The organism is Sulfitobacter indolifex, assembly GCF_022788655.1.
GTDB lineage: Bacteria > Pseudomonadota > Alphaproteobacteria > Rhodobacterales > Rhodobacteraceae > Sulfitobacter > Sulfitobacter indolifex.
This window is the reverse complement of record NZ_CP084951.1, coordinates 2,096,198-2,116,575: the sequence shown is the minus strand read 5'-3', so window position 1 is coordinate 2,116,575 and position 20,378 is coordinate 2,096,198. Positions and strand designations below refer to the sequence as shown.

Genomic DNA, 20,378 nt, shown 5'->3' with positions numbered 1-20,378 from the left:
CTTACCCGAGGAGGCGTTTCGGCACAGTGCCGGAACGGGATGACGGAGGACATCATGAAAGACACTATTGATAGCATCGGCCTGATTGCGGGCGGCACGCGGATTGAGACGGGCGCGCGTTTTCCCGTGGCCAATCCCGGCACGGGGGGGCAGGCGGGCACGGCGCCGGATGCCGGTCAGGCAGAATTAGACCGGGCGGTTGCTGCGGCGAAGGCGGCTTTCCCAAGCTGGTCCGCGACCTCTGACGAGGAGCGCGCCGCCGCCTGCAACGCCGTGGCTGACACGCTCGAAGCGCATGCCGAGGAATTGGCGCAGTTGATCACGGCAGAACAGGGCAAACCCTTGGGTGGCATCGGTTCGCAATGGGAGATGGGCGGCGCGGTCGCTTGGGCGCGTTATACCGCGAGCCTGTCACTGCCGATGGAAGTGCTGCAAAACACGCCTGAGGGCCGGGTCGAGATGTACCGCAAGCCGCTGGGCGTGGTGGGGTCGATCACCCCGTGGAACTTCCCCGTGCTGATCGCGGTCTGGCACATCCTGCCCGCGCTGCGCAGCGGCAATACGGTGGTCAGCAAACCGTCCCCGATGACACCGCTCGCGTCACTGCGCATGATTGAATTGATGAACGAAGTGCTGCCCGCAGGCGTGGTCAATTCAGTGAGCGCCGCCGATGGTGCCTTCAACATGGGCGCGGCCATGTCCGCGCATGAGGATATCGCCAAGATCGTTTTCACCGGCTCTTGCGGCACCGGCCAGAAGGTCATGCAATCCAGTGCCGAGACGATGAAGCGTCTGACCCTTGAGATGGGCGGCAATGACGCGGGCATTGTCCTGCCCGATGCCGATCCACAGGCGATTGCCGAGGGGCTGTTCTGGGGGGCGTTCATCAACAACGGCCAGACCTGCGCCGCGATGAAGCGGCTTTATGTTCACGACGATATCCACGATGCGGTCTGCGACGCACTGGTCGCCTATGCGCGCAACATCAAAGTGGGCGAAGGCACGCAGGAGGACAGCGTTCTTGGCCCCGTGCAGAACCAGATGCAATTCGACAAACTCTCGCGTTTGGTGGCGCAGGCCAAGGAGCGCGGGCAGGTGCTGCTGGGCGGAGAGCCAGGCGAGGGGCTGTTCTACCCGCCGACAATCATCGCGGGAATGCGCGCCGACGATCCGCTGGTCTACGAAGAGCAATTCGGCCCCGCGCTGCCGATCATCCGCTATAGTGATCTGGACGATGCGCTGGCGCAGGCCAATGCGCTGGACGTGGGCCTCGGTGGCTCTGTCTGGTCGTCGGACAAGGCGGCGGCCAAGGAGGTGGCGAAACGGATGGAATGCGGCTCGGTCTGGATCAACAGCCACGGCATGATCCAGCCCAACGCACCCTTCGGGGGCGTCAAGAAATCAGGCTTCGGTGTCGAATTCGGCGAAGAAGGGCTGAAGGAATACACCGACATTCAGGTAATTTTCGCCTGACGCTGGGAGGCGAGGGCGATCATTCGGTGTCTGCCATGGCGGACACCTTAAAGAAAAACATGAAGGGAGACAGCATGTTACGTAAAACTCTACTCGGCGGGGCCGCGGCCCTTGCCTTGACTGGCGGGGCGTCATTCGCGCATCCGCTTGATGGTTTTTCCGGTGAGGAATACCAAAAGATCAACGAAATCCTGCGCGCAGGCGATCTGGCTGGAGATGAGACGCTCTATCCGCTGATTGAGTTGATCGAGCCCCCCAAAGCCGATGTGCTGGCGTGGAGCGAGGGTCACACGCTCGACCGTCGCGCGATGGTGCATATGTCCAACGCCGACAACAGCGGCTTTGTTGAGACTATCGTTAACCTTACCACCGGAGAGATCGAAAGCAGCGCGCCCACCGAGGGGCAGCCGATGATCCTTTTCAACGAGTTCGCCAATGCCATGACGGCGGCGCTGGAGCATCCCGACATGATCGCGGGGCTGGAAAAGCGTGGGCTGACGCCGGATCAGGTGTTCTGTTTGCCGCTCACCGCAGGCAACTTCTTTTCGGACGAAGACGACGGCACGCGGCTGATGAAAGTGCCCTGCTATGTCTCGCCCGAGGGGTCGAACTTCTACGCCAAGCCGATTGAGAACATCTATGCCGTGGTCGATCTGCAAACCGGCAAGGCGCTGCGCGTGATCGACGAAGGCAATGTGGCGGTCCCCGAAGACGGCTGGGGCTACACAGGCGAAGAGATCGAGGCCCGCGCCCCTCAGCGCGCGGCGACCAATCCCGCCGTGCTGACCCAAGAGGGTGGGCCGAACTTCACCTATGCCGATGGCGCGCTGGAATGGGACATGTGGCGCATGCGCCTGCGGGTCGACAAACGCCCCGGCCCGGTGCTGTCGAACATTGACGTGAAGGATGGCGATGAGTGGCGCACGTTGCTCTATCAAGCGCATCTATCTGAGGTCTTCGTGCCCTATATGGACCCGAGCGCCGGGCTCTATTGGCGGACCTATATGGACAGTGGCGAATACGGCTTCGGCCTGTTTCTGACCCCGCTGGTGGCCGGGATCGACTGCCCGTCTTATGCGACCTTCCTGCCGGCGATGATCGCGGGCGACGATGGCCAACCGCTGGAGATCCCCGACGCGGTCTGTATCTTTGAGCGCAACATCGGTGATCCTGCGTGGCGACATTTTGAGGTCTTCGCCCAAGGCCCCGATCAATATACCCCCGCTGAAGGTCGGCCCGAGACTGAATTGGTGGTGCGTACAGCGTCCGAAGTGGGCAACTACGACTATCTGATCGACTACCGTTTCAAACAGAACGGTCAAATGGAGATCAAGATTGGTGCCACGGGTCTGGACGGTGTGAAAGGTGCCGATGCGACCTCGATGGACGATCCTTCGGCGGCGCGCGAGACGGAGTATGGCACGCTCATCGCGCCCAATCTGGTGGCGGCGAACCATGATCACTACTTCAACTTCCGGCTCGATTTCGACATCGACCAGCCCAGCAACCGTTTCATGACGATGGACATTGTGCCCGCCGAGGTTGCCGATGACAGCCCGCGCCGGTCCCTGTGGAAGGTCGAGCATAACATGCCCGAGTCTGAGGCCGAGGCGACCTATCAGGTGTCTTCGTTCAAGCCGCGCTACTTCATGTTGCAAAACCCCGACCGGAAAGGGCCGTTGGGTCATAAGCCGGGCTATATGATCCACCACGGTAGCGTCGCCTACGGTCCCTTCGACTTTGAGAACGACCCCCCGATGATCCGCAACGCCTATATCGAAAACTCGGTTTGGAACACGGTGCATGATCCTGAGGAACGCTACGCAGGTGGTAAGTTCGCGTTGCAAAGTGATGGGTCCGACACGCTGGCGCAATGGGTCAAGGAAGACGCGCCGCTACAGGATCAGGACATCGTGACGTGGTTCACCGCGGGCTTCCACCATGTGCCCCGCACCGAAGACTGGCCTGTGATGTCGACCGAATGGAAGACCGTGCATATCATGCCGCACAACTTCTTCCCAATGAACCCGGCGATCACGATCCGCGATCCTGAATAAGGACGCGTGATAAAAAGACAAAGACGAGCAGCACTGGGCTGCTCGTCTTTCTCGTTGAGGAGGTTTTCGACGAGCATGCGGATATCAGCGAAATCACTTTTACTTGCGAAGCAAATGGGCGCTGACCTTAAGGGGCAACACCGGCCAGCTTGCTGACGCGTCTCGCGATGTCCGCCTCAGTCCGCTTTACGCGCGGCAGCTTGTTTGCGGCTCTCAGCCCCGACCTCGGTAAGGGGGAACACCCTGGTCAGGAATCCACACGCCTTCCGGGAGCGGGCCGGTCTGCCAAAAGACATCAATCGGGATGCCCCCGCGCGGATACCAATAGCCACCAATGCGAAGCCATTGTGGATCAAGGAAATCGGCCAAACGACGTGCGATTGAGATCGTGCAATCCTCATGAAACGCGCCGTGGTTGCGGAACGAGGTCAGGAACAGCTTGAGCGATTTCGACTCCACCAGCCACGGGCCGGGCACATAGTCAATCACCAGATGGGCAAAGTCCGGCTGGCCGGTCATCGGGCAAAGCGAAGTGAACTCCGGCGCGGTGAAACGCACGTTATAGGCCACATCGGCCTGCGGATTGGGCACCCGCTCAAGCTCGGCCTCTTCGGGGCTGGCGGGGATGCGGGTCTCACCGCCGAGTTGTTTGAGATTGCTATAGATGTCATCGGACATAGGTGTCTCCATCGGTCAGACGCCGCGCTTGTTGCCCCAAATCAGGACATGAAGCTGCGGCAGGATACGGGGGGCGAACCAGCTATCGGCCATCGCCATTTCAGTGAGCCAGCCCAGCCGGTCAGCCAGCGCCTGCGGATCAACCGGGGTGGCGGGGTCGACTTCAGGGTTGCCGGGCTGGAGGTAGAGGGGGATATCAAGGTGGTGGGCATGCACTTCGCGCGCCCATTGGTAGTCGATCTCGTCGAAAATTACGATTTTCATCACCTGTTGCCGCGCCTTTGCACCGATGGTGCGGCAGGCATCAAAGGCGTCCCAATCAACGTCCTCACCGCTGGACGGCGGCTTGGGGGACAGCACCAGCGTATCAAGATCGGCAAACCACGGGCGCGCGATGGACCCTTGGGTTTCGCAGGCAAAACGGTAGTCCGCGGCTTTGCCCATTTTGATCAGCGGGCCGAAGTCCTGAATGGCAGGGTTGCCGCCCGAGAGCGACACAGTCAGCGGCTGGCCACCTGACAGCTTGCGGACTTTGCGCCACACGTCCTCAGAACTCATCGGTGCCCAAGTGTGGCGGTATTGGCTCTCGACGGCGTGCAGGCTGTCGCACCAGCTGCAACGGTAGTCACAGCCGCCCGCGCGGACGAACACCGTGGGCTCCCCGATCAGCGCGCCTTCGCCCTGAATGGTGGGACCGAAAATCTCGGCGATGCGCAGGGTCATGGCCGGTATTCCGCCCATGTCTTGGGCGTCTCGCTGACCAGCACGGCACTGGTCTCGGACCAACGTGCAGCACACCAGTCATAGAAATGTTTTGCCATGTTCTCGGCGGTGGAGGGGCCGTCCATTACATCGTTCAGATGCCGGTGGTCAAAGTGATCGTCGATATAGGTCTTGAGCGCCTTCAGGTCGTGATAATCGCGCACGAAGCCGTCGGCGTTCAGCGCCTCGGCGGCCAGTTCGACCACGACGATATAGTTATGCCCATGCAACCGCGCGCATTGGTGGTCGTCGGGCAAGTGGGTCAATTGGTGGCTGGCGGAGAAGTGGAATTCTTTGCGAATGCGGAACATCAGCTCTCCCCTCGCGTGGCCAGTGCTTCGGTCCAATAGTCCGGATCGGCATAGACCGTGGGGTCGCTGACTTCGGCCAAATGGAAAGCCTCGCGCCGCTCAACACAGGTGCCGCAGCGCCCGCAATGGACCTCGCCCCCTTTGTAGCAGGACCACGTCTCTGCAAAGGGTGTGCCATGCTGCGCGCCTTGGCGGACGATCTCGGCCTTGCTCTGTTCGACGAACGGCGTGTGCAGGCGCACCTGAGCATAGCCGTCGAGCGCAGCCTGCTGCATTGCGTCAAAGGCGCGGGTGAATTCGGGGCGGCAGTCGGGATAGATGAAGTGGTCGCCGCCGTGCACGGCAGTGGCCACGGCCTCATCCCCCTGCGCTGCCGCGATGCCAAAGCCGATCGACAGCATGATCGCATTGCGGTTCGGCACGACGGTGATCTTCATCGTGTCTTCGGCGTAATGCCCATCGGGCACGTCGATATCGTCAGTGAGGGCGGAGCCTGACAGCGCCGCACCGATGCCGCGCATGTCGATCAAGTGGAACGGCACGCCAAGCCGCTTGGCGGCGGCTTCGGCAAAGTCGACCTCTTTGCGGTGGCGTTGACCATAGTCAAAAGAGACAAGCCGGGTGAGCTGATGCTCGACGGCGGTGATATGCGCAAGCGACACGGAATCGAGTCCGCCAGAGCAGATGACAAGTGTTTTCATTTTGGGGCCCTTGTTTTGATGTCCGGGTAGGCTGCGACCGGATGGCGGGGCTTATTGCAGATATTACACAGATTGCAAGCGGGGTTGGGTGCGCATCGTGATGTGCTCGACCTGATCATCCTTTGGACAAGAACGACCGTTTTCCACAGAGCAGCTTAATGTCTGGTCAGGGCTATGGAGGCCCTCTCGAAGGGGTAAATTAAGGGCTCGCCTTCGCTTGTTAAAAATGCTCGCCAGCTTTGGTTGACCGGGGTCAGCGTATTGCCCTTCCGGAGGCGAGCATCCGAAACGTGAGACTTCTCAGCGATTATTTCCTTGGCGATCAAGATACTTGCAAGATGCGCAAGGCCGCTGTCACCGTGAACGCATTGAAGTAGTTGTGAGCGATACCTATACCGCGACATGCGTTTCGCGATCTACCTGCCACAGCAGACAGCAACGGGCCAGAAGGTCGCTGCAATCTATTTCCTATCGGACGTTGCGATACGGCACAGGTTTGCATTTCTTTCGAAGGTAAAGCCTTGAGGCAGGCGTCTCTTTTCAAACCCAAGCTATAACGAGGTTCAAAATCGGCGCCCTGAGAACACTATCACTCTCGCAGAGCGCAAAGTTAGCCCCCCTCACGCCTCTGCGCATCCCTTACCAATGCCGCCATTCGGTAAAACCCATGCGCCATTTTGGTGAAAGGTGTCAGCAGAAAGAACGCCAGCACCGCGCCAAGGTGTATGACCAAAAGGCCCGGCATCCAGCCAGTGCCACTTGCCGCATAGAGCAACAGTCCGCTCAACCCGACAAACCCCAACAGCCCGGTAAAAGCAATCTCTCCCCCAAAGGCATTGGTCGCGCCGAGCGATTTGTCCGAGCGCAGCTTGAGCCAGACCATCTTGCTACAGCCCAACACCAATAGAACACCACCGGAGAGCCCCAAAACCTTGGGCGCCGAGAACAGCCCATAGGGGGCGGGCATATTCAGTAGATAGTGCATCAGTGTTCCCACGCTGGTCGACGCGAAACACAGAAGAAAGCCATACATAATCGCCTGATGCGCATAGCGCCGGGCATGGGTGAAACGGTCTTCGTCCTCAAAGTTGCAGCCGTCGCCGTGGCCGCCCTTGAGGTTGCGCATGTCGGCAATCGAGGCGATGGCTCCGCTTAAGTGAGATAGGCGAACCGGGGCACCGCCAACCGTTTGCCAATAACGCCGCAGACCGATGGCGATGCTGAAGAGTGGAAATAGAAAGGCGGGCAAGAAGATCGCTACCATCGCATTGTGAGACAGCACCGCGTAGAAACCTTCGCCCCCCGCGGCGGCCAGCGCACGGGCGGCCCAAAACAGCAAGGCAAAGCCTAAGATGGTGGCGAGCACGATGGCGAGGCCATTTTTCTGAAAGGCTTTCCCGGCGGCGCGGGGAAAGGCGAACTCTTCCCAGCTGTCTTGGCGCACATCGGCCAAGGCTTGCGGCAGGTTCAGCTCAAACTCATGCGGGGCGGTGTATTGGCACGCGTAGTAGCAGCCACGACAGTTGTGACAGAGGTTTGCAAGTTGCGTCAGATCCCCGTCAGAGAAGGCGCGGTCGGCTTGGAGAGCCGGGAAGACAGAACAGTAGCCCTCGCAATAACGGCAAGCGTTGCAGATCTCGGCCTGACGGCGCGCCTCTTGGAGTAGATCAGTTTGCATGAGCTGCGGCCTCCTTACCTGCGATACGTCCGAAGACGGTGCCGATGGTCATGCCAAACCCGGCGAGATAGCCTTGGCCCAAGATTGAGCCCGCCATGGTTTCCCCCGCCGCCCAGAGGTTGCTGACCGGCTGGTCGGCGCTAGAACACTGCGCATTTTCATCCACTTTCAGCCCGAGATAGGTAAAAGTGACGCCGGTGCGCAGGCTGTAGCCGTAAAACGGCGGCTCTGTGATCGGTCGCGCCCAGTTCGTCTTGGGCGGGGTGAGCCCAGTGGTTGCCACGCCGTCAAGCTCGGTGGAGTGAAAGGCACTTTGATCGCCGCAGGCGGCGTTGAACTCAGCCACGGTTTGCTCCAGCGCGTCAGCGGGTAGGCCCATCTTTCCGGCCAGTTCCGCCAGCGTATCGGCTTTAATCGGTGGAAAAACGGAAGGCATGAACAGGTTCAACGATTTCGCATCAATGATGACATAACCGACCTGCTCGGGCTGGGCAGCCACCAAACGGCCCCAGATCGCGTAGCGTTTGGGCCAGACATCTTCGCCCTCATCATAGAAACGCTGCGCGTCCTTGTTGACGACGATGGAGAAGGGCACGCAGTCCAGCCGCGTTACGATCCCGCCGTCAAACTTTGGCGCGCGCCCGTCAATGGCGACAGCATGGCATTGGGTCGGGTCGCCCACCTGTGCGATGCCTTGGTCCAGCAGGTCCGCCAGTACCACGCCGCGATTGTAGGGTGTGCCGCGGATCAAAAAGTTCTTCGCCGCTGGTCCCCATGCGCGCGCCAGCCAGTCGGTATCCGCCTGAAAGCCACCAGAAGCAACGACGACAGATTTGGGCGAAAGGCTCTTAGCGGCCCCCTCATGGGTGTAATCCACCCGCGTCACCCGGTCGCCTTCCAGTTCCAGATGGGTCACGGCAGCTTCATAAAGCACATCCACGCCCAACCCCTCGGCAGTGCGGTAATAGGCGTTCACAAGGCTTTTGCCGCCGCCACGGAAGAAGGCGTTGGTGCGTGCCAAGGACAGGGTGCCAGAGAGCGATGGCTGAAAGCGAACGCCATGTTCCTCCATCCAAGGCAGGCATTCCTCTGAAGTGCGGATGGCGAGGCGGGCGAGGTGCTCATTCGTCTGGCCACCCGTCACCTTCATCAAATCGGCGAGGTATTCCTCTTCGGTGTAGCTTTCCACCAGTGGCCCCAGCGGCCCGTGGTGCATACAGCGGAAGTTCCGGGTGTGGCGCGAATTGCCGCCCCGGTAGGGTTTCGGTGCCGTTTCTAGGATCAGCACGCGGGCGCCGGCCTCGGCTGCGGTGATCGCGGCACAAAGTGCTGCATTGCCGCCGCCGATCACGACAATATCGTAAGGCTCGGTCACAGCAGGTCTCCGTCATAGGTCTGATCGCGCGACGGCTGTGCGCGCAGGGCGCGAACCCGGACCCGCTGGGCCGCTTCGATATGCGCGCGCATGGCCGCTTCGGCGAGGGTAGCATCGCGGGCCTTGATCGCGTCGAGTATGCCAAAGTGCTCCTCCACCGCTCTCTCGGCGCGGGCCGGATCGGTGAGTGTCGTCGGGCCAAGGATCATCAGCGTCTTCTGCAACGTATGGATCGAACGGGTTAGGAAACGGTTCTTGGCTGCGTCCAAGAGGGCTGCGTGAAACTGACGGTTGAGGGTGAAGGCTTCGGGCACGCTGCCTAGGGTGGCGAGTTGCCGGTTCATGTCCTGCAACTCTTCGATCTCGATGTCCGACGCGGCGCGGGCAGCCAGTCGCGCGGCGGTGCCCTCCAGCACGGCGCGCATCTCGTAAAGCTCCATCACCTCGGCATAGTCCAGGGTGCGGATGCTTGCACCCTGGCGCGGGATGTGAGCCACGACGCCGTCAGCCTCCAACTGGCGGATCGCCTCGCGCACCGGGGTGCGGGAGACGCCCAAACGCTCTGCCAATTCAGTCTCACGCAGCCTGTCGCCGGGGTTCAGCCGTCCGGCGCGAAGTTCATCCATCAGCTGAGCATAGGCAGAGTTGCCCTGCGGTGTGCGGTCTTCTTCGCTCATGAAATGCCCCTACAGTCGCTATTGCATACAAGTGGATACAATCGTATCCAATAGCGGTCAAGCCCGGAAGAATAAGCGAGTTGAACCCGATGCGCATCTCCCAACCGACCCGAAGCCGCGCGCTTACCCTGATCCTTACGGGGGCTGGAACTTTGCTCTTTTGGTGGCTTGATCTGCCGCTGCCATTCCTTTTTGGCCCCATGGCGGCTTGCCTTATCGCGGCATTGTCGAACGTGCCGATCAAAGGCTTTGGGCAGGTCTCGATCGCGGCGCGCACGATCCTTGGGGTGGCAGTGGGGGCGTCAATCACGCCTGACCTGTTTCACCAACTTCCTCAAATGGCGCTGTCGGTGGCGCTGGTGCCGGTCTTCATCGCGCTCATCGGCTTAATCGGTGTCCCGTTCTTCCGCCGGGTCTGGGGGTTCGACGCGCCGACGGCCTATTACGCCGCGATGCCGGGCGGCTTGCAGGACATGGTGATCTTTGGTGCAGAAGCGGGGGGCGATCCGCGTGCGTTGTCGTTGATCCACGCCACGCGGGTGCTGATTATCGTCACCCTTGCGCCAGCTTTCCTGACCCTGGCTTACGGGGCGGGGCTGACCAATCCCATAGGCGCCCCGGTGACTGAACTACCTCTGGGCGAGATGGCCTTGATGGCCGCCGCAGCCCTGATCGGTTGGAAGGGGGGAGAGCGGATCGGCCTGTTCGGCGCGTCAATCCTTGGCCCCATGATCGTCACCGCCGTGCTGTCACTTTCCGGCCTGATCCACAGCCGCCCGCCAGCCGAGGCCATCCTTGCCGCGCAGTTCTTTATCGGCTGCGGAATCGGCGTGCATTTTCTGGGCGTGACATGGGGCGAGCTGACGCGGGTGGTGCTGGCGGGCATCGCTTATGTGCTGGTACTAGCGGTGCTTGCGGCAGGCTTTACCGCATTCGTCACCGGGATGGGGCTGGGCGATCCGGTCGAAGCGTTCCTCGCCTTCGCGCCGGGGGGGCAGGCCGAAATGACGGTGTTGGCCATCGTAACCGGCGCAGATCTGGGCTTTGTCATCACGCACCACCTGACCCGCATCGTGCTGGTGATCGTCGGCGCGCCGCTGGTTGCGGGCCTTATGGCACGTAGACGGAAGGGTTGATCATATGGATGGGTGCGCCCGCCGCGTAAGCATTCACCTGCGCGAAGATATCAGCGAATTGCTTGTCGAATTCGTCTTCGGTGACAAAGCCGATATGCGGGGTGGCGATCAGCTTGGGGTGTGAGAGCAGGGGGTCATTAGGGTTGGTCAGCGGCTCTGTGTCAAAGACATCCACCGCTGCCGTGCCTAAATGACCAGCATTTAGCGCCTGCAGCAACGCGCCCTCGGCAATCAGCCCGGCCCGCGAGGTGTTCACAAGTATCGAGCGGGGCGGCATGGCGCTGAGGTCTTCAGCCGTGACGCTGCCGCGAGTCTCAGGGGTGAGCCGCAGGTGCAGCGAGACCACGTCACATGTTCCGAAAAACGCTTGGCGACTTTCGGCGACAGTCTCACCGTCGCCTTTCGCCCGCGTGCGCCCGGCATCGGACCCCCACCAGACGACCTCCATCCCGAATGCGCGCGCATAGTCGGCCACAACACGGCCAATGCGCCCATAGCCATAAAGCCCCAGTCGCCGCCCGCGCAGGCTACGCCCGACGCCCATCTGCCAGTTGCCAGCCTTGGCGCTGGCCATCTGCTGCGGCAGTTGCCGCATGGCAGCGAGGATCAGCGCGAAGGTCAACTCCGCCGCCGCATGGTTGGCCCCATCTGCCCCTTTGTTGGAACACAGCAACACGCCGTTGTCAGTGCAGGCCGCGACATCCACATGCGGATAGGCGCCGCGCTGCGAAATTAACCGCAAGTTCGGCAGTCGCTCCAGCAGCCCCCGCGTCACCTTCGTCCGCTCGCGAAAGAGCACCACGCAATCGGCATCCTGCAAACGGTCAGCCAAGACGGTCTCATCGGGCTGATGGTCCGTCCAGACGGTGACTTCGTGCCCTGCCAGCAGGTCAAAGGAGGGCAGGCTGCGCAGGGTGTCGAACCAGTCGTCGAGGATATGGACTTTCATCGCAGCCCCCTACGCGGAAAGCGCGTTGATCGCTTTGCTCACCCGTTCATGGAGGATGAGCAGATCAGGGTCGCGGTCTTTTTGCGTGTTGAGGCTGGCAATCAGCTCGGCGCGCAGTTTTTCCAGATCATGGCGGGCGATGCGGATTTTCTCGTAATTGGTCATCATTCGCTTCTCAGTGGGACAACAAAACGGGGATCTTGATCTTTTCCAGCACCTCGGCAGTCACCCCGCCAAGGAAGTCTTCGCGGAACTTGGAATGCTCATAGGCTCCGAGGACCAGCAGGGAGGGATCATGGCGTTCGCAATAGGACAGCAGAGTTTGCGCCACCGGATGGCTCGTGGGGAAGTTCTCATGCACCGCTTCGACGCCGTGGCGGTCAAGATGGGTCATCAGATCGGTGATCGGCCAGGAGGTCCGTTTTCCGACCGTCAAAACACTGACCCGGCCTTCGGCCTCAAGCAGACGCAGGCTGTCTGACAGTGCCCGCGCGGCGGCGCGCCCGCCGTCCCACGCCAATGCCGCATGGCTATGCTGCGCGCCCGCGTCATAGCCCGCCGGGACCACGATGACCGGACGTCCGGATTGCAACGCGATGCGATCGGGGTGGTGGGTCACATGGGCATCATCACTCTCGGCGCGGGCACCGACGATCAGCATGTCATAGTACCGCGCGCCCTCTGAAAGCAGCGTGTCAACGCGGCCAGTCTCATCACGGAAATCCAGCGCGTCACCCAGATCAAGCGCGGGGCGTAATTCTTCGAACTGTCGGGTAACCTCGGCCACAATCTCGCTATTGGCAGCCTCCAGCAGGGCGCGGGCCTCTTCGGGGATCCAACGCGAGCGACGGTCGATCACCTCATGCGCGGTATGGGCGAGGATCGCCGTGACATGCGCGCCACGCTGTTTGGCGAGAGAAGCGGCATAGCGCAATGCGGCGACGGAGGCGTCGGAGCCGTTGAAGGCGACAAGCAAGTTCATCACGGGCATATCAGCGACCCTCCCAGATGCGCGACGGAACAAAGACACAGCCATCCGCCAGTTTCCGTGCCGTCCGCAGCAACCCGGCGGAGTTCAGCGCGAACCCCTCTGACGTTTCGTAATCCACCAGCACGTCAATCGTGCCCGAGGCGTGTTCGAGCACTATATCGGCAGGGCTCTGGGTGGGGCGGTCGAGCAGCCCATCCGCCACACTGCCCGGCGTGAGCGCGCAGGAGGCAAGGCACTGTGCCCCGGTCACCGCCATGGATGGGTGCGTGTTCCACGGCATAAAATAGCGTGTCGTGATGGTGCCGCCGTCTCGGGCAGGGGCCAGCAGGCCGAACTTTGGCGTAACGAACTTTGACACGTCCCCCATGCCCATTGCTGCTCCAGCCTGAAGACGGATCGCTTCCATACGCGCAAAGAAATCTTTGTTTGCATCGAGAACAGCGACGCTCTCATAGCCGGTCAGGCCGAAGTCCGTCGCGCGGGCGATGACCATTGGCATGGCCACATCCATGCAGGTGACCTCGATCCCGTCAAAGGTATCGCGGATGTTGCCCGTGGGCAAAAACGCCCCGGTCGAAGAGCCGACAACCCCCATGAAGTTCAGCGCCACGGCGGCACCAGCACCGGGCACGCCTGCGATCTCGGTGTCGCCGTCATAGGTCAAAACGCCGCCGGGGGTCAGCACCTTGGCCAGCACTTTGGCCCCAGTATTGATGGCGTGAATTTTCACATCCGTTACATCGCCGTCAGGTCGAACGAGGCCCATTTCGACCGCCGCAGGGCCGACACCCGACAGGATATTGCCGCAGGTGGGTTTGAAATCGACCAACCGATCTTCAACCGAAACCTGCGCAAAAAAGTAGTCCACATCGGCCCACTCGTCCTCCGACGGGGAAAGCATCGCGACCTTGGTCGTCACCGCCGCGCCGCCGCCGATGCCGTCGATGTTGAGCGGATGGCCGGAGCCGACAACGGCGAGCAGCACTTCGGCCAATGTTTCGCGATCCTCTGGCAGATCCGCGCGGTTAAAATATGGCCCACGCGATGTACCGCCGCGCATGAAGAGATAAGGGATAGCTGTTTGGGTCATCTCAACGCTCCTCAATTCAGCGGCCACGGCAAGTCGACTGCGTCTTGCAGCAGACCCGGCGGGAAATCGCGGTTGAGCGCACCAGCCATGACGCACATCAGCGCAATGCCACAGGCGGTCAGGATTAAGGTTTTCGGCCAATGTGCTTGGGCGCGGACCCGCAGGAAGCTGACCAAAAAGCCCAAGAGCGCGAGGATGAACCCGACGAAGTAGGTCGCAACGATCAGCCCCGCGAACCAAGCCAAAGTACCCCAAAGGCCATAGGGCGCATCTGCGTCCTCGCCTGAGACTTCCTTATCGGCAAAGATCGCATTGCTTTCAGGGCGCAGGATCATCTGCACCAGCAGGATCAGCAGCGCGGCCAATGCGATGCCACCCACAACCAGCGGCACGATCTTGTCGGTCATGTTGTAGTCAGGGATCAGCGAGGCATTGATCAGCGCGGCCACGACATAGCCCATGATGATCAGCAAAAAGACCAACGGTGCGCGTTTAGAGCCGGACTGGACATCGCCTTCGGCCATGATCGACTTGGCTTGACGCAGGCCCAGCACCACCGAAACGACGGTAACGATCAGCAGAACGATGACGATAGGCGAGAAGATGTACTCCATGCCTTCCTCAAAGGATTTGCGGAACCGGAAAGAGGCGATCTGAAACGCTTGGTTCGAGAATTTCTCGACCGGGTTGGACAGAACGAAACCGATCAGGAACGCCGGCCGTGACCAATCAAAGCGGCGCAGGAAGATGCCGATCAGGCCGATTGCGAAAAGTGCGAGGATGTCTTCAAAGTTCTGCCCAGACTGAAACGCCGCGAAGGAGATCAGCATGAAGAGGAACGGCGCGAGGTAGGTAAAGCGGATGGTGGTCAGCTTGGCGATCCCGCCCGAGGCCGCGATGCACAGCAGCGTGCCAACGACATTGGCCAGCGCTAATAGCCATACGATCGAATAGGTGATGTCGAGATTGTCGCGCAGCATCGATGGGCCGACTTCGATCTCGCCAGATCCCAACAGCGCGATGGCACCAATGAAGATCGCCATGGAGCCAGAGCCGGGAATGCCGAAGAGCAGGGTAGGGACCAAGCCGCCGCCCTCTTTCGCGTTGTTCGAGCTTTCCGGCCCGATTACGCCGCGCACTTCGCCCTTGCCAAAGTTCGATTTGTCTTTCGTCGTTTGAACCGCATGGCCATAGGCGATCCAATCAACGACCGAGCCACCAAGGCCCGGAATAACGCCAACCACAACGCCGATCAGCGAGCAGCGCACCGAGAGCCATTTGTTATCAACCCAGTCGCGCACGCCTTCGCCCCAGCCTGCGCCAAGCTTGGCTTCTTTTGAGATGGCACGGTCTTGGCGCAGGAGCGATACGATCTCTGGCACCGCGAAGATGCCCAAGCCAACGATCACCAGTTTCAGCCCGTCCGTCAGGTAGGGGATGTCATAGGTCGCCATGCGCAGGGAGCCGCCCGCGTCGGCCTCACCGATGGTGCCGATGAGCAGGCCGAGCCCCGCCGCCGCAAGACCTTTGAGCGCCACGCGCCCCGCCAGCACCGCCACCATCGACAGGCCGAGGATTGAGATCATCAGCATCTCGGGCAGGCCAAAGGACAACACGATGGGCCGCGCCACGACGATGAACATTGTCAGGAATGCCGCGCCGACCAGCCCGCCGAAAAGCGATGAGGTGAACGCCGCAGACAACGCCCGCGCGGCTTGGCCCTTCTTAGCCATCGGGAAGCCGTCAAGCACCGTGGCTTGGCTGGCCGAGGAGCCGGGGATGCCCATTAGGACCGAGGCGAAAGTGTCAGAGGTCGGCACGACCGCGACCATGCCGATCATCAGCGCCAGACCCAGCACCGGGTCCATGCCGAACATGAACGGCAAGAGCAGCGACAGCCCCGCGATCCCACCGAGACCGGGAAAGACCCCGACCGCGAGGCCCATGACCACGCCCAGCACCAGATATCCCAGAACCATAGGTTGCAGAATTAGAGCCCATGCCTCGCCAAGCGCAGGCAGAGCGGTTGCGAACAGATCCATCGCACCGACCTCGAAATGTTAGAAAAAGGGGGGGTGGCCCCGAGGTTGTCCCGGGGCCGGTAGGGTTTCGCTTACTTCAGCGAAACGCCATAGGCTTCTTGCAGCCAGTTGGTGACGAAGGCCTTCGCCTCCGCAGAGACAGTCGTGCCGCGCTGCGTCGCCTTGGCCGCGCCTTCGCCTACAAAGACGGGGTACTTACCGACGCGTTTCTCGGCAATCTGAGCAAAGTCTTCGCGGTTGCGCACTGCGTCAAAAGCCGCTGTGTAAGTTGCGATCACATCGTCGGGTGAGCCTGCAGGCAGGAAGGCGATCTTTTGCACAGGGAAACCAGCGATAAAGAATGCTTTCCATGCGTCCCATGCCTCACCTTCGGTCTCACAGCCTTCGGTCGCTTCGCAGACTTCCTTAAAGGTCGCGATTTCGGGGAAGGTGGGGTCGCGAACGATGTTGCCGTCCTCGTCCAGCGCGCCCCATGTCATCATCGGCACGGCTTGACCCTTTTCGACCAGATCAGCAGAGGCACCGAGGTAGCTCGACGAGGTCTGATAGTCGATCGTGGCCTCACCGCGCTCAAACATCAGGCGGCCATCGCCACGGCCTTTGATGCCAAAGACCGGCTCGACGTTCATGCCCAGCATTTCCCATGCCAGCAGCGGCACGAGGTCAAGGCGCGTGGCCCCCTGCGAGCCGTAGATGAAGTTGACGTCTTTGAGGTTATTGGCGGTGCCGTCGAACTTCTTACCGTCCGTGGGGTTCAGATAGGCGACGCCCCCGGTGCCCGATGCCATAACTGGGTTCCAGTCGCTGTACTCATAGCGCACGCGCGGATCGTCCAGCAGATATGGGAACTGGGTCGAGCCGGAGGTGCCGAACAGGACCGTGCCCTCGTCATGCTCTTGCTCTTGGAACCAGTTGGCGCCTTTGGTTGAACCGGCACCCGGCATGAACTTGACGACGACTGTCGGGTTGCCCGGCAGTTCTTCGGACAAAAGCGGGGCAAAGAAGTTGGCCCATTTGGCCGACCCACCGGTTTCCGAGAAGGGGATGACCCACTCGATCGTCTTTCCTGCAAAGTCAACCTCGGCGAGCGCCGGGGCAGCAAGGCAAGCGGCGGATGCAGCGGTTGCGGCGAAATACTTGATAGTCATAGGTGTCCTCCCGTAGACATTTTGTATCGGTCAGACTTTCACGTCTGCCGTAATTCGTATTTGTTTTAGGGAACGAATCCCTCCTCCAACACGGGCACACTGCCTTCCCAACCTTGCGCAAAGCTTGCGCATTAGGATTAAGTTTTAATCATGCGTATTGCAGTCATCGAAGACAATGAGGCCCTTGCGCAAGGAATTGCCCATCGCCTGCGGGATCGTGGCCATGCGGTGGACCTGCTGCATGACGGTGAAGAGGCAGACGCTTTTCTGCGCCATGAGGGGGCAGACCTGATCGTGCTCGATTGCAACTTGCCCGGCAGTGATGGGTTGGAGGTTCTGGCCCGTCTGCGCCGCCGTGGCGACGGGACGCCGGTGATCCTGCTGACCGCCCGGGCAGAGACGTCAGAGCGAGTGGCAGGGCTGGATGCCGGGGCCGACGATTACCTGACCAAGCCCTTCGAAATGGATGAGCTAGAGGCCCGACTGCGGGCCATGGCGCGGCGCAAGAACCTTGAGTTTGCCGCCCGCGACGCGCTCGGTCCCTTGATCTTTGACCGCACTAACCGCCAATTGTTGAAGGATGAACAGCCACTGGCCTTCCCCCGCAAAGAGCTAGCGACGCTTGAATGCCTGCTGGAAAGGCGCGGGCGGATCGTGTCGAAATCCCAGTTGATCACCCATGTCTATGGCACCGGGGCCGAGCAGGAAGACAGCGCAATCGAGCCGCATGTGTCGCGTCTTCGCAAACGGTTGGAGCCCTTCGGCATCCGCATCAAAGCCGCCCGTGGGCTGGGCTATATGCTTGAGGTCGACAGCGCATGACCGCGATGTCGCTACGCTCGCGGCTTTTCTTGCTGATCCTGCCGCCGCTGCTGTTGCTCTCTGTCATTCTGGGGTTTTGGCGCTTTGAAGTCGCGCAGCGCACCTCTGAAACCCTGTTCGACCGCAGCCTGCTGGCCGCAGCTTTGGCCATTTCCCGTGATGTGGCAATTTCTGGTGGGGACGCGCTGTCACCCAGCACGCGGGATTTTGTCTCTGACGCCGGGGGAGGTGAGCTTTTTTATCACGTAACGGGTCCCGGCGGTATTTACATCACCGGCTATGCCTATCCGCCGGTATCCGGCAACCGAACAGGCGAGGATAGGCTGAACTACTCGATGGCGGAATATCGGGGCGAGCCGGTGCGCGTATTGCGGATGACGGAAAGCACGACCATCGGCAACTTGACCGGCGACACGATTGTAACGGTCTGGCAAAGGGACAGTGATCGGAACGCCTTTGCCGCCGCCTTGGCGCGGCGCGCTGCTGCTCTGATCGCCAGCTTGATGGCCGCACTTGCGTTTGTGGTGTGGTTCGGGGTGAAGATTGGCCTGCGTCCCTTGAACGATTTGCAAGACGCTATTCAGCACCGATCCCCCGATGACCTGCGTGATATTCGCCGCGCGGTGCCGACAGAGGTTTCTGGCATTGTCGCCACGTTGAACCGGCTGTTCGGGCAAGTACGGCAGAGCATCGAGGATCATCAGGTCTTCATCTCCAACGCCGCGCATCAGCTGCGCAACCCCGCGTCGGCATTGTTGTCGCTGGCCGAGGTTTTGCCAGATGTCAGCGATCCACAAGAGCGTCGTTTGCGGGAACGCGAATTGATTGCTGCCGCACGTAAATCTGCGCGCCTCGCCAATCAGTTGTTGTCTCTTGAACGGTTGCGTTACGATGAGACACCAACGTTCGATGCGCTTGAACTCAACTCTATCGCTGCCGAAGTGTGCAGCGACTTTGCCCCGACGGTCCTGTCGCGGGACATTGGCTTTGGCTTTGAGCCACATCCTGCCCCTTTGCCGGTGAATGGGGACAATGTGCTGCTCGGTGAGGCGATCATCAATCTACTTGAAAACGCGCTATCTCATGGTGGTGCAGGCCTCTCAACGATCCGCGTGAGTACTATGGCCGAGGGACGATATGCGGCGCTGATCGTACAAGATGACGGCATTGGCATCCCCAAAAGCAGCGGGCAGGCCGCGTTTCAAAGGTTCGGTCAATTGAGCGAAGGAGAGGGCAGCGGCCTTGGCCTTGCTATCGTCCAAGATGTCCTGCGCCGTCACGGTGGTGAAGTCGAGCTGTTGCCGCAGGACAGGGGACTGGTGGTAAAGTTTAAAATTCCGTCGCTGTCGCCGACCGCAAAACCCTGACATAAACCGCGCGCGGCTTTCTATCTTACTTCGCGCAACCGGATAAGCGGGTCGATGCACAAAGCCTGTCGGCCGCCTCGTGGTTTGTTGCGCACAATCCGAGCTATGTCAGCTTCGCTTACTTGCAGGTGCCCAATCTTCATGAATTCGGTTCCTTGTCCAACCGGCGCATACGGATCGGCGAGGCGGCTGAGTTCCGAAGATGCGACAGAGAACGAATGACCGATTTGGGCCGCGAACGGACATATTGTGGATAGGTGACGTGTCGGCAAATATACCAATTTAACGGGTCGAACCCGATCGGCACTTACACAAGCAGCCGATACGATGATTGGAGGTCAAGGGGTTAACAAACCTTGACGACCAGCGATTAAATACTGTCGTGATCTCTTTGACCGTCGACGGTGACGCGGAGAGGCTCCGTACAAATGCAGCATACTTCTGCTTCTTGGTCGCCAACGCTAACGTAGGCATGGCCCATCGTACTGTCGAGGTAAATGCTCTCGCCGCGGCTTAGCCGAATGGGGGCATAGAATTCAGTATGCACTTCAATCTCACCATCAAGTACAATCAGAAACTCCTCTCCGCCATGGCGCTCCAACGGGCCGAACTCCTGCAAGCCTGAAGCCTTGATACGCGCGTGTATCGGGACCATGCGTTTATTCGTCAACTCAGCACAGAGATAGCGATATTCGTAATTCTGCGTGTCGATTACGATCCCGTCGTCGGCGCGTGCGGACAGGAGACGGCTGTTTGGTTGGCTTTTGTGATCGTCGATCTGTTCTTCTCCAATCAACTGGCCGATCGACAAGTCGAGCCCATCGGCCAGCCGCAACACCTTGTCGAGCGTTGGTGACAGCGCGCCGTTTTCGATCTTGGAGATGGTGGAAACAGCGACGCCCGACAAGGATGCCAGCGCGCTCAAGGTAAGTTTGCGGGACTTGCGAAGGTGGCGGAGTCTCGCGCCCAAGGCATGGGCAGTGGTCATAGGCGATAGTCCTTCTGGCGATAAAAACACAGACTACCCTCAGGTTGTCGGAAAGGGAAATATTTTCGTATCCGAAAATTTTTATTGATTAATGGGAAAATAGAGGTAGCGTTTGAGCAGTGGAATCGACACT

At 60.4% G+C, this 20,378-nt stretch carries 19 protein-coding genes; 5 read left to right on the top strand and 14 right to left on the bottom strand.

What is annotated here, in order from left to right; genetic code table 11:
* The first annotated feature begins 54 nt into the window (after positions 1–54).
* Complete coding sequence (locus DSM14862_RS10315) at positions 55–1,473, top strand: aldehyde dehydrogenase family protein (RefSeq protein ID WP_113075725.1); 1,419 nt, start codon at positions 55–57, stop codon at positions 1,471–1,473.
* 74 nt (positions 1,474–1,547) lie between these two features.
* Positions 1,548–3,530, top strand: coding sequence for a copper amine oxidase (locus tag DSM14862_RS10310; RefSeq protein ID WP_040701343.1), 1,983 nt, complete (start codon positions 1,548–1,550; stop codon positions 3,528–3,530).
* 213 nt (positions 3,531–3,743) lie between these two features.
* Here DSM14862_RS10310 and queF read toward each other — a convergent pair whose 3' ends face one another.
* From queF to DSM14862_RS10275, 7 genes are all read right to left on the bottom strand, one after another.
* A complete protein-coding gene (gene queF, locus DSM14862_RS10305) occupies positions 3,744–4,208 on the bottom strand; it encodes a preQ(1) synthase (RefSeq protein WP_007120215.1) in 465 nt (154 codons plus the stop codon).
* 15 nt (positions 4,209–4,223) lie between these two features.
* Positions 4,224–4,931 carry a 7-carboxy-7-deazaguanine synthase QueE gene (gene queE, locus DSM14862_RS10300; RefSeq protein WP_007120214.1) on the bottom strand — a complete coding sequence of 236 codons (708 nt, stop codon included), beginning with the start codon at positions 4,929–4,931 and terminating at the stop codon, positions 4,224–4,226.
* Positions 4,928–5,281: a 6-carboxytetrahydropterin synthase QueD gene (gene queD / locus DSM14862_RS10295; RefSeq protein ID WP_007120213.1), complete on the bottom strand. Its 354-nt coding sequence runs from the start codon at positions 5,279–5,281 to the stop codon at positions 4,928–4,930. The genes queE and queD overlap by 4 nt, the downstream gene beginning before the upstream one ends.
* The gene (gene queC, locus DSM14862_RS10290) at positions 5,281–5,982 is read right to left on the bottom strand and encodes a 7-cyano-7-deazaguanine synthase QueC (RefSeq protein ID WP_007120212.1); all 702 of its coding nucleotides are present in this window, start codon (positions 5,980–5,982) and stop codon (positions 5,281–5,283) included. The genes queD and queC overlap by 1 nt, the downstream gene beginning before the upstream one ends.
* 610 nt (positions 5,983–6,592) lie before the next feature.
* Positions 6,593–7,660, bottom strand: coding sequence for a tricarballylate utilization 4Fe-4S protein TcuB (gene tcuB / locus DSM14862_RS10285; RefSeq protein ID WP_007120210.1), 1,068 nt, complete (start codon positions 7,658–7,660; stop codon positions 6,593–6,595).
* Positions 7,650–9,035: an FAD-dependent tricarballylate dehydrogenase TcuA gene (gene tcuA / locus DSM14862_RS10280; RefSeq protein WP_007120209.1), complete on the bottom strand. Its 1,386-nt coding sequence runs from the start codon at positions 9,033–9,035 to the stop codon at positions 7,650–7,652. The genes tcuB and tcuA overlap by 11 nt, the downstream gene beginning before the upstream one ends.
* Positions 9,032–9,712 carry a GntR family transcriptional regulator gene (locus DSM14862_RS10275; RefSeq protein WP_007120208.1) on the bottom strand — a complete coding sequence of 227 codons (681 nt, stop codon included), beginning with the start codon at positions 9,710–9,712 and terminating at the stop codon, positions 9,032–9,034. The genes tcuA and DSM14862_RS10275 overlap by 4 nt, the downstream gene beginning before the upstream one ends.
* A gap of 89 nt (positions 9,713–9,801) precedes the next feature.
* Here DSM14862_RS10275 and DSM14862_RS10270 point away from each other — a divergent pair, with 89 nt between their 5' ends.
* Complete coding sequence (locus DSM14862_RS10270; RefSeq protein WP_040701341.1) at positions 9,802–10,848, top strand: AbrB family transcriptional regulator; 1,047 nt, start codon at positions 9,802–9,804, stop codon at positions 10,846–10,848.
* Here the strand turns inward: DSM14862_RS10270 and DSM14862_RS10265 are convergent.
* The 6 genes from DSM14862_RS10265 to DSM14862_RS10240 form a co-directional block, all read right to left on the bottom strand.
* Positions 10,823–11,797 carry a D-2-hydroxyacid dehydrogenase family protein gene (locus DSM14862_RS10265; protein ID WP_007120206.1) on the bottom strand — a complete coding sequence of 325 codons (975 nt, stop codon included), beginning with the start codon at positions 11,795–11,797 and terminating at the stop codon, positions 10,823–10,825. The genes DSM14862_RS10270 and DSM14862_RS10265 overlap by 26 nt on opposite strands.
* A 9-nt stretch (positions 11,798–11,806) precedes the next feature.
* A complete protein-coding gene (locus DSM14862_RS10260) occupies positions 11,807–11,965 on the bottom strand; it encodes a hypothetical protein (RefSeq protein WP_007120205.1) in 159 nt (52 codons plus the stop codon).
* Between the two features lie 7 nt (positions 11,966–11,972).
* Complete coding sequence (locus tag DSM14862_RS10255; protein ID WP_007120204.1) at positions 11,973–12,788, bottom strand: universal stress protein; 816 nt, start codon at positions 12,786–12,788, stop codon at positions 11,973–11,975.
* A gap of 1 nt (position 12,789) precedes the next feature.
* Positions 12,790–13,878 carry a 4-oxalomesaconate tautomerase gene (locus tag DSM14862_RS10250; RefSeq protein ID WP_007120203.1) on the bottom strand — a complete coding sequence of 363 codons (1,089 nt, stop codon included), beginning with the start codon at positions 13,876–13,878 and terminating at the stop codon, positions 12,790–12,792.
* An 11-nt stretch (positions 13,879–13,889) separates the two neighbouring features.
* Positions 13,890–15,920 (bottom strand): tripartite tricarboxylate transporter permease, encoded by a 2,031-nt coding sequence (locus DSM14862_RS10245; RefSeq protein WP_007120202.1) that lies wholly within the window; start codon positions 15,918–15,920, stop codon positions 13,890–13,892.
* A 71-nt stretch (positions 15,921–15,991) separates the two neighbouring features.
* Positions 15,992–17,068 (bottom strand): type 2 periplasmic-binding domain-containing protein, encoded by a 1,077-nt coding sequence (locus DSM14862_RS10240; RefSeq protein ID WP_007120201.1) that lies wholly within the window; start codon positions 17,066–17,068, stop codon positions 15,992–15,994.
* Between the two features lie 150 nt (positions 17,069–17,218).
* Here DSM14862_RS10240 and DSM14862_RS10235 point away from each other — a divergent pair, with 150 nt between their 5' ends.
* Together DSM14862_RS10235 and DSM14862_RS10230 are read left to right on the top strand one after the other, a co-directional pair.
* Positions 17,219–17,890: a response regulator transcription factor gene (locus DSM14862_RS10235; RefSeq protein WP_007120200.1), complete on the top strand. Its 672-nt coding sequence runs from the start codon at positions 17,219–17,221 to the stop codon at positions 17,888–17,890.
* A complete protein-coding gene (locus tag DSM14862_RS10230) occupies positions 17,887–19,257 on the top strand; it encodes a sensor histidine kinase (RefSeq protein WP_007120199.1) in 1,371 nt (456 codons plus the stop codon). The genes DSM14862_RS10235 and DSM14862_RS10230 overlap by 4 nt, the downstream gene beginning before the upstream one ends.
* A 370-nt stretch (positions 19,258–19,627) precedes the next feature.
* Here DSM14862_RS10230 and DSM14862_RS10225 read toward each other — a convergent pair whose 3' ends face one another.
* Positions 19,628–20,245 (bottom strand): helix-turn-helix domain-containing protein, encoded by a 618-nt coding sequence (locus tag DSM14862_RS10225; RefSeq protein ID WP_007120198.1) that lies wholly within the window; start codon positions 20,243–20,245, stop codon positions 19,628–19,630.
* Positions 20,246–20,378: the final 133 nt, after the last annotated feature.

Coding starts and splice junctions, on each gene's coding strand:
- DSM14862_RS10315 (WP_113075725.1), top strand. CDS start 55: ATGAAAGACACTATTGATAGCATCGGCCTGATTGCGGGCGGCACGCGG.
- DSM14862_RS10310 (WP_040701343.1), top strand. CDS start 1,548: ATGTTACGTAAAACTCTACTCGGCGGGGCCGCGGCCCTTGCCTTGACT.
- queF (WP_007120215.1), bottom strand. CDS start 4,208: ATGTCCGATGACATCTATAGCAATCTCAAACAACTCGGCGGTGAGACC.
- queE (WP_007120214.1), bottom strand. CDS start 4,931: ATGACCCTGCGCATCGCCGAGATTTTCGGTCCCACCATTCAGGGCGAA.
- queD (WP_007120213.1), bottom strand. CDS start 5,281: ATGTTCCGCATTCGCAAAGAATTCCACTTCTCCGCCAGCCACCAATTG.
- queC (WP_007120212.1), bottom strand. CDS start 5,982: ATGAAAACACTTGTCATCTGCTCTGGCGGACTCGATTCCGTGTCGCTT.
- tcuB (WP_007120210.1), bottom strand. CDS start 7,660: ATGCAAACTGATCTACTCCAAGAGGCGCGCCGTCAGGCCGAGATCTGC.
- DSM14862_RS10275 (WP_007120208.1), bottom strand. CDS start 9,712: ATGAGCGAAGAAGACCGCACACCGCAGGGCAACTCTGCCTATGCTCAG.
- DSM14862_RS10270 (WP_040701341.1), top strand. CDS start 9,802: ATGCGCATCTCCCAACCGACCCGAAGCCGCGCGCTTACCCTGATCCTT.
- DSM14862_RS10265 (WP_007120206.1), bottom strand. CDS start 11,797: ATGAAAGTCCATATCCTCGACGACTGGTTCGACACCCTGCGCAGCCTG.
- DSM14862_RS10260 (WP_007120205.1), bottom strand. CDS start 11,965: ATGATGACCAATTACGAGAAAATCCGCATCGCCCGCCATGATCTGGAA.
- DSM14862_RS10255 (WP_007120204.1), bottom strand. CDS start 12,788: ATGCCCGTGATGAACTTGCTTGTCGCCTTCAACGGCTCCGACGCCTCC.
- DSM14862_RS10250 (WP_007120203.1), bottom strand. CDS start 13,878: ATGACCCAAACAGCTATCCCTTATCTCTTCATGCGCGGCGGTACATCG.
- DSM14862_RS10245 (WP_007120202.1), bottom strand. CDS start 15,920: ATGGATCTGTTCGCAACCGCTCTGCCTGCGCTTGGCGAGGCATGGGCT.
- DSM14862_RS10240 (WP_007120201.1), bottom strand. CDS start 17,068: ATGACTATCAAGTATTTCGCCGCAACCGCTGCATCCGCCGCTTGCCTT.
- DSM14862_RS10235 (WP_007120200.1), top strand. CDS start 17,219: ATGCGTATTGCAGTCATCGAAGACAATGAGGCCCTTGCGCAAGGAATT.
- DSM14862_RS10230 (WP_007120199.1), top strand. CDS start 17,887: ATGACCGCGATGTCGCTACGCTCGCGGCTTTTCTTGCTGATCCTGCCG.
- DSM14862_RS10225 (WP_007120198.1), bottom strand. CDS start 20,245: ATGACCACTGCCCATGCCTTGGGCGCGAGACTCCGCCACCTTCGCAAG.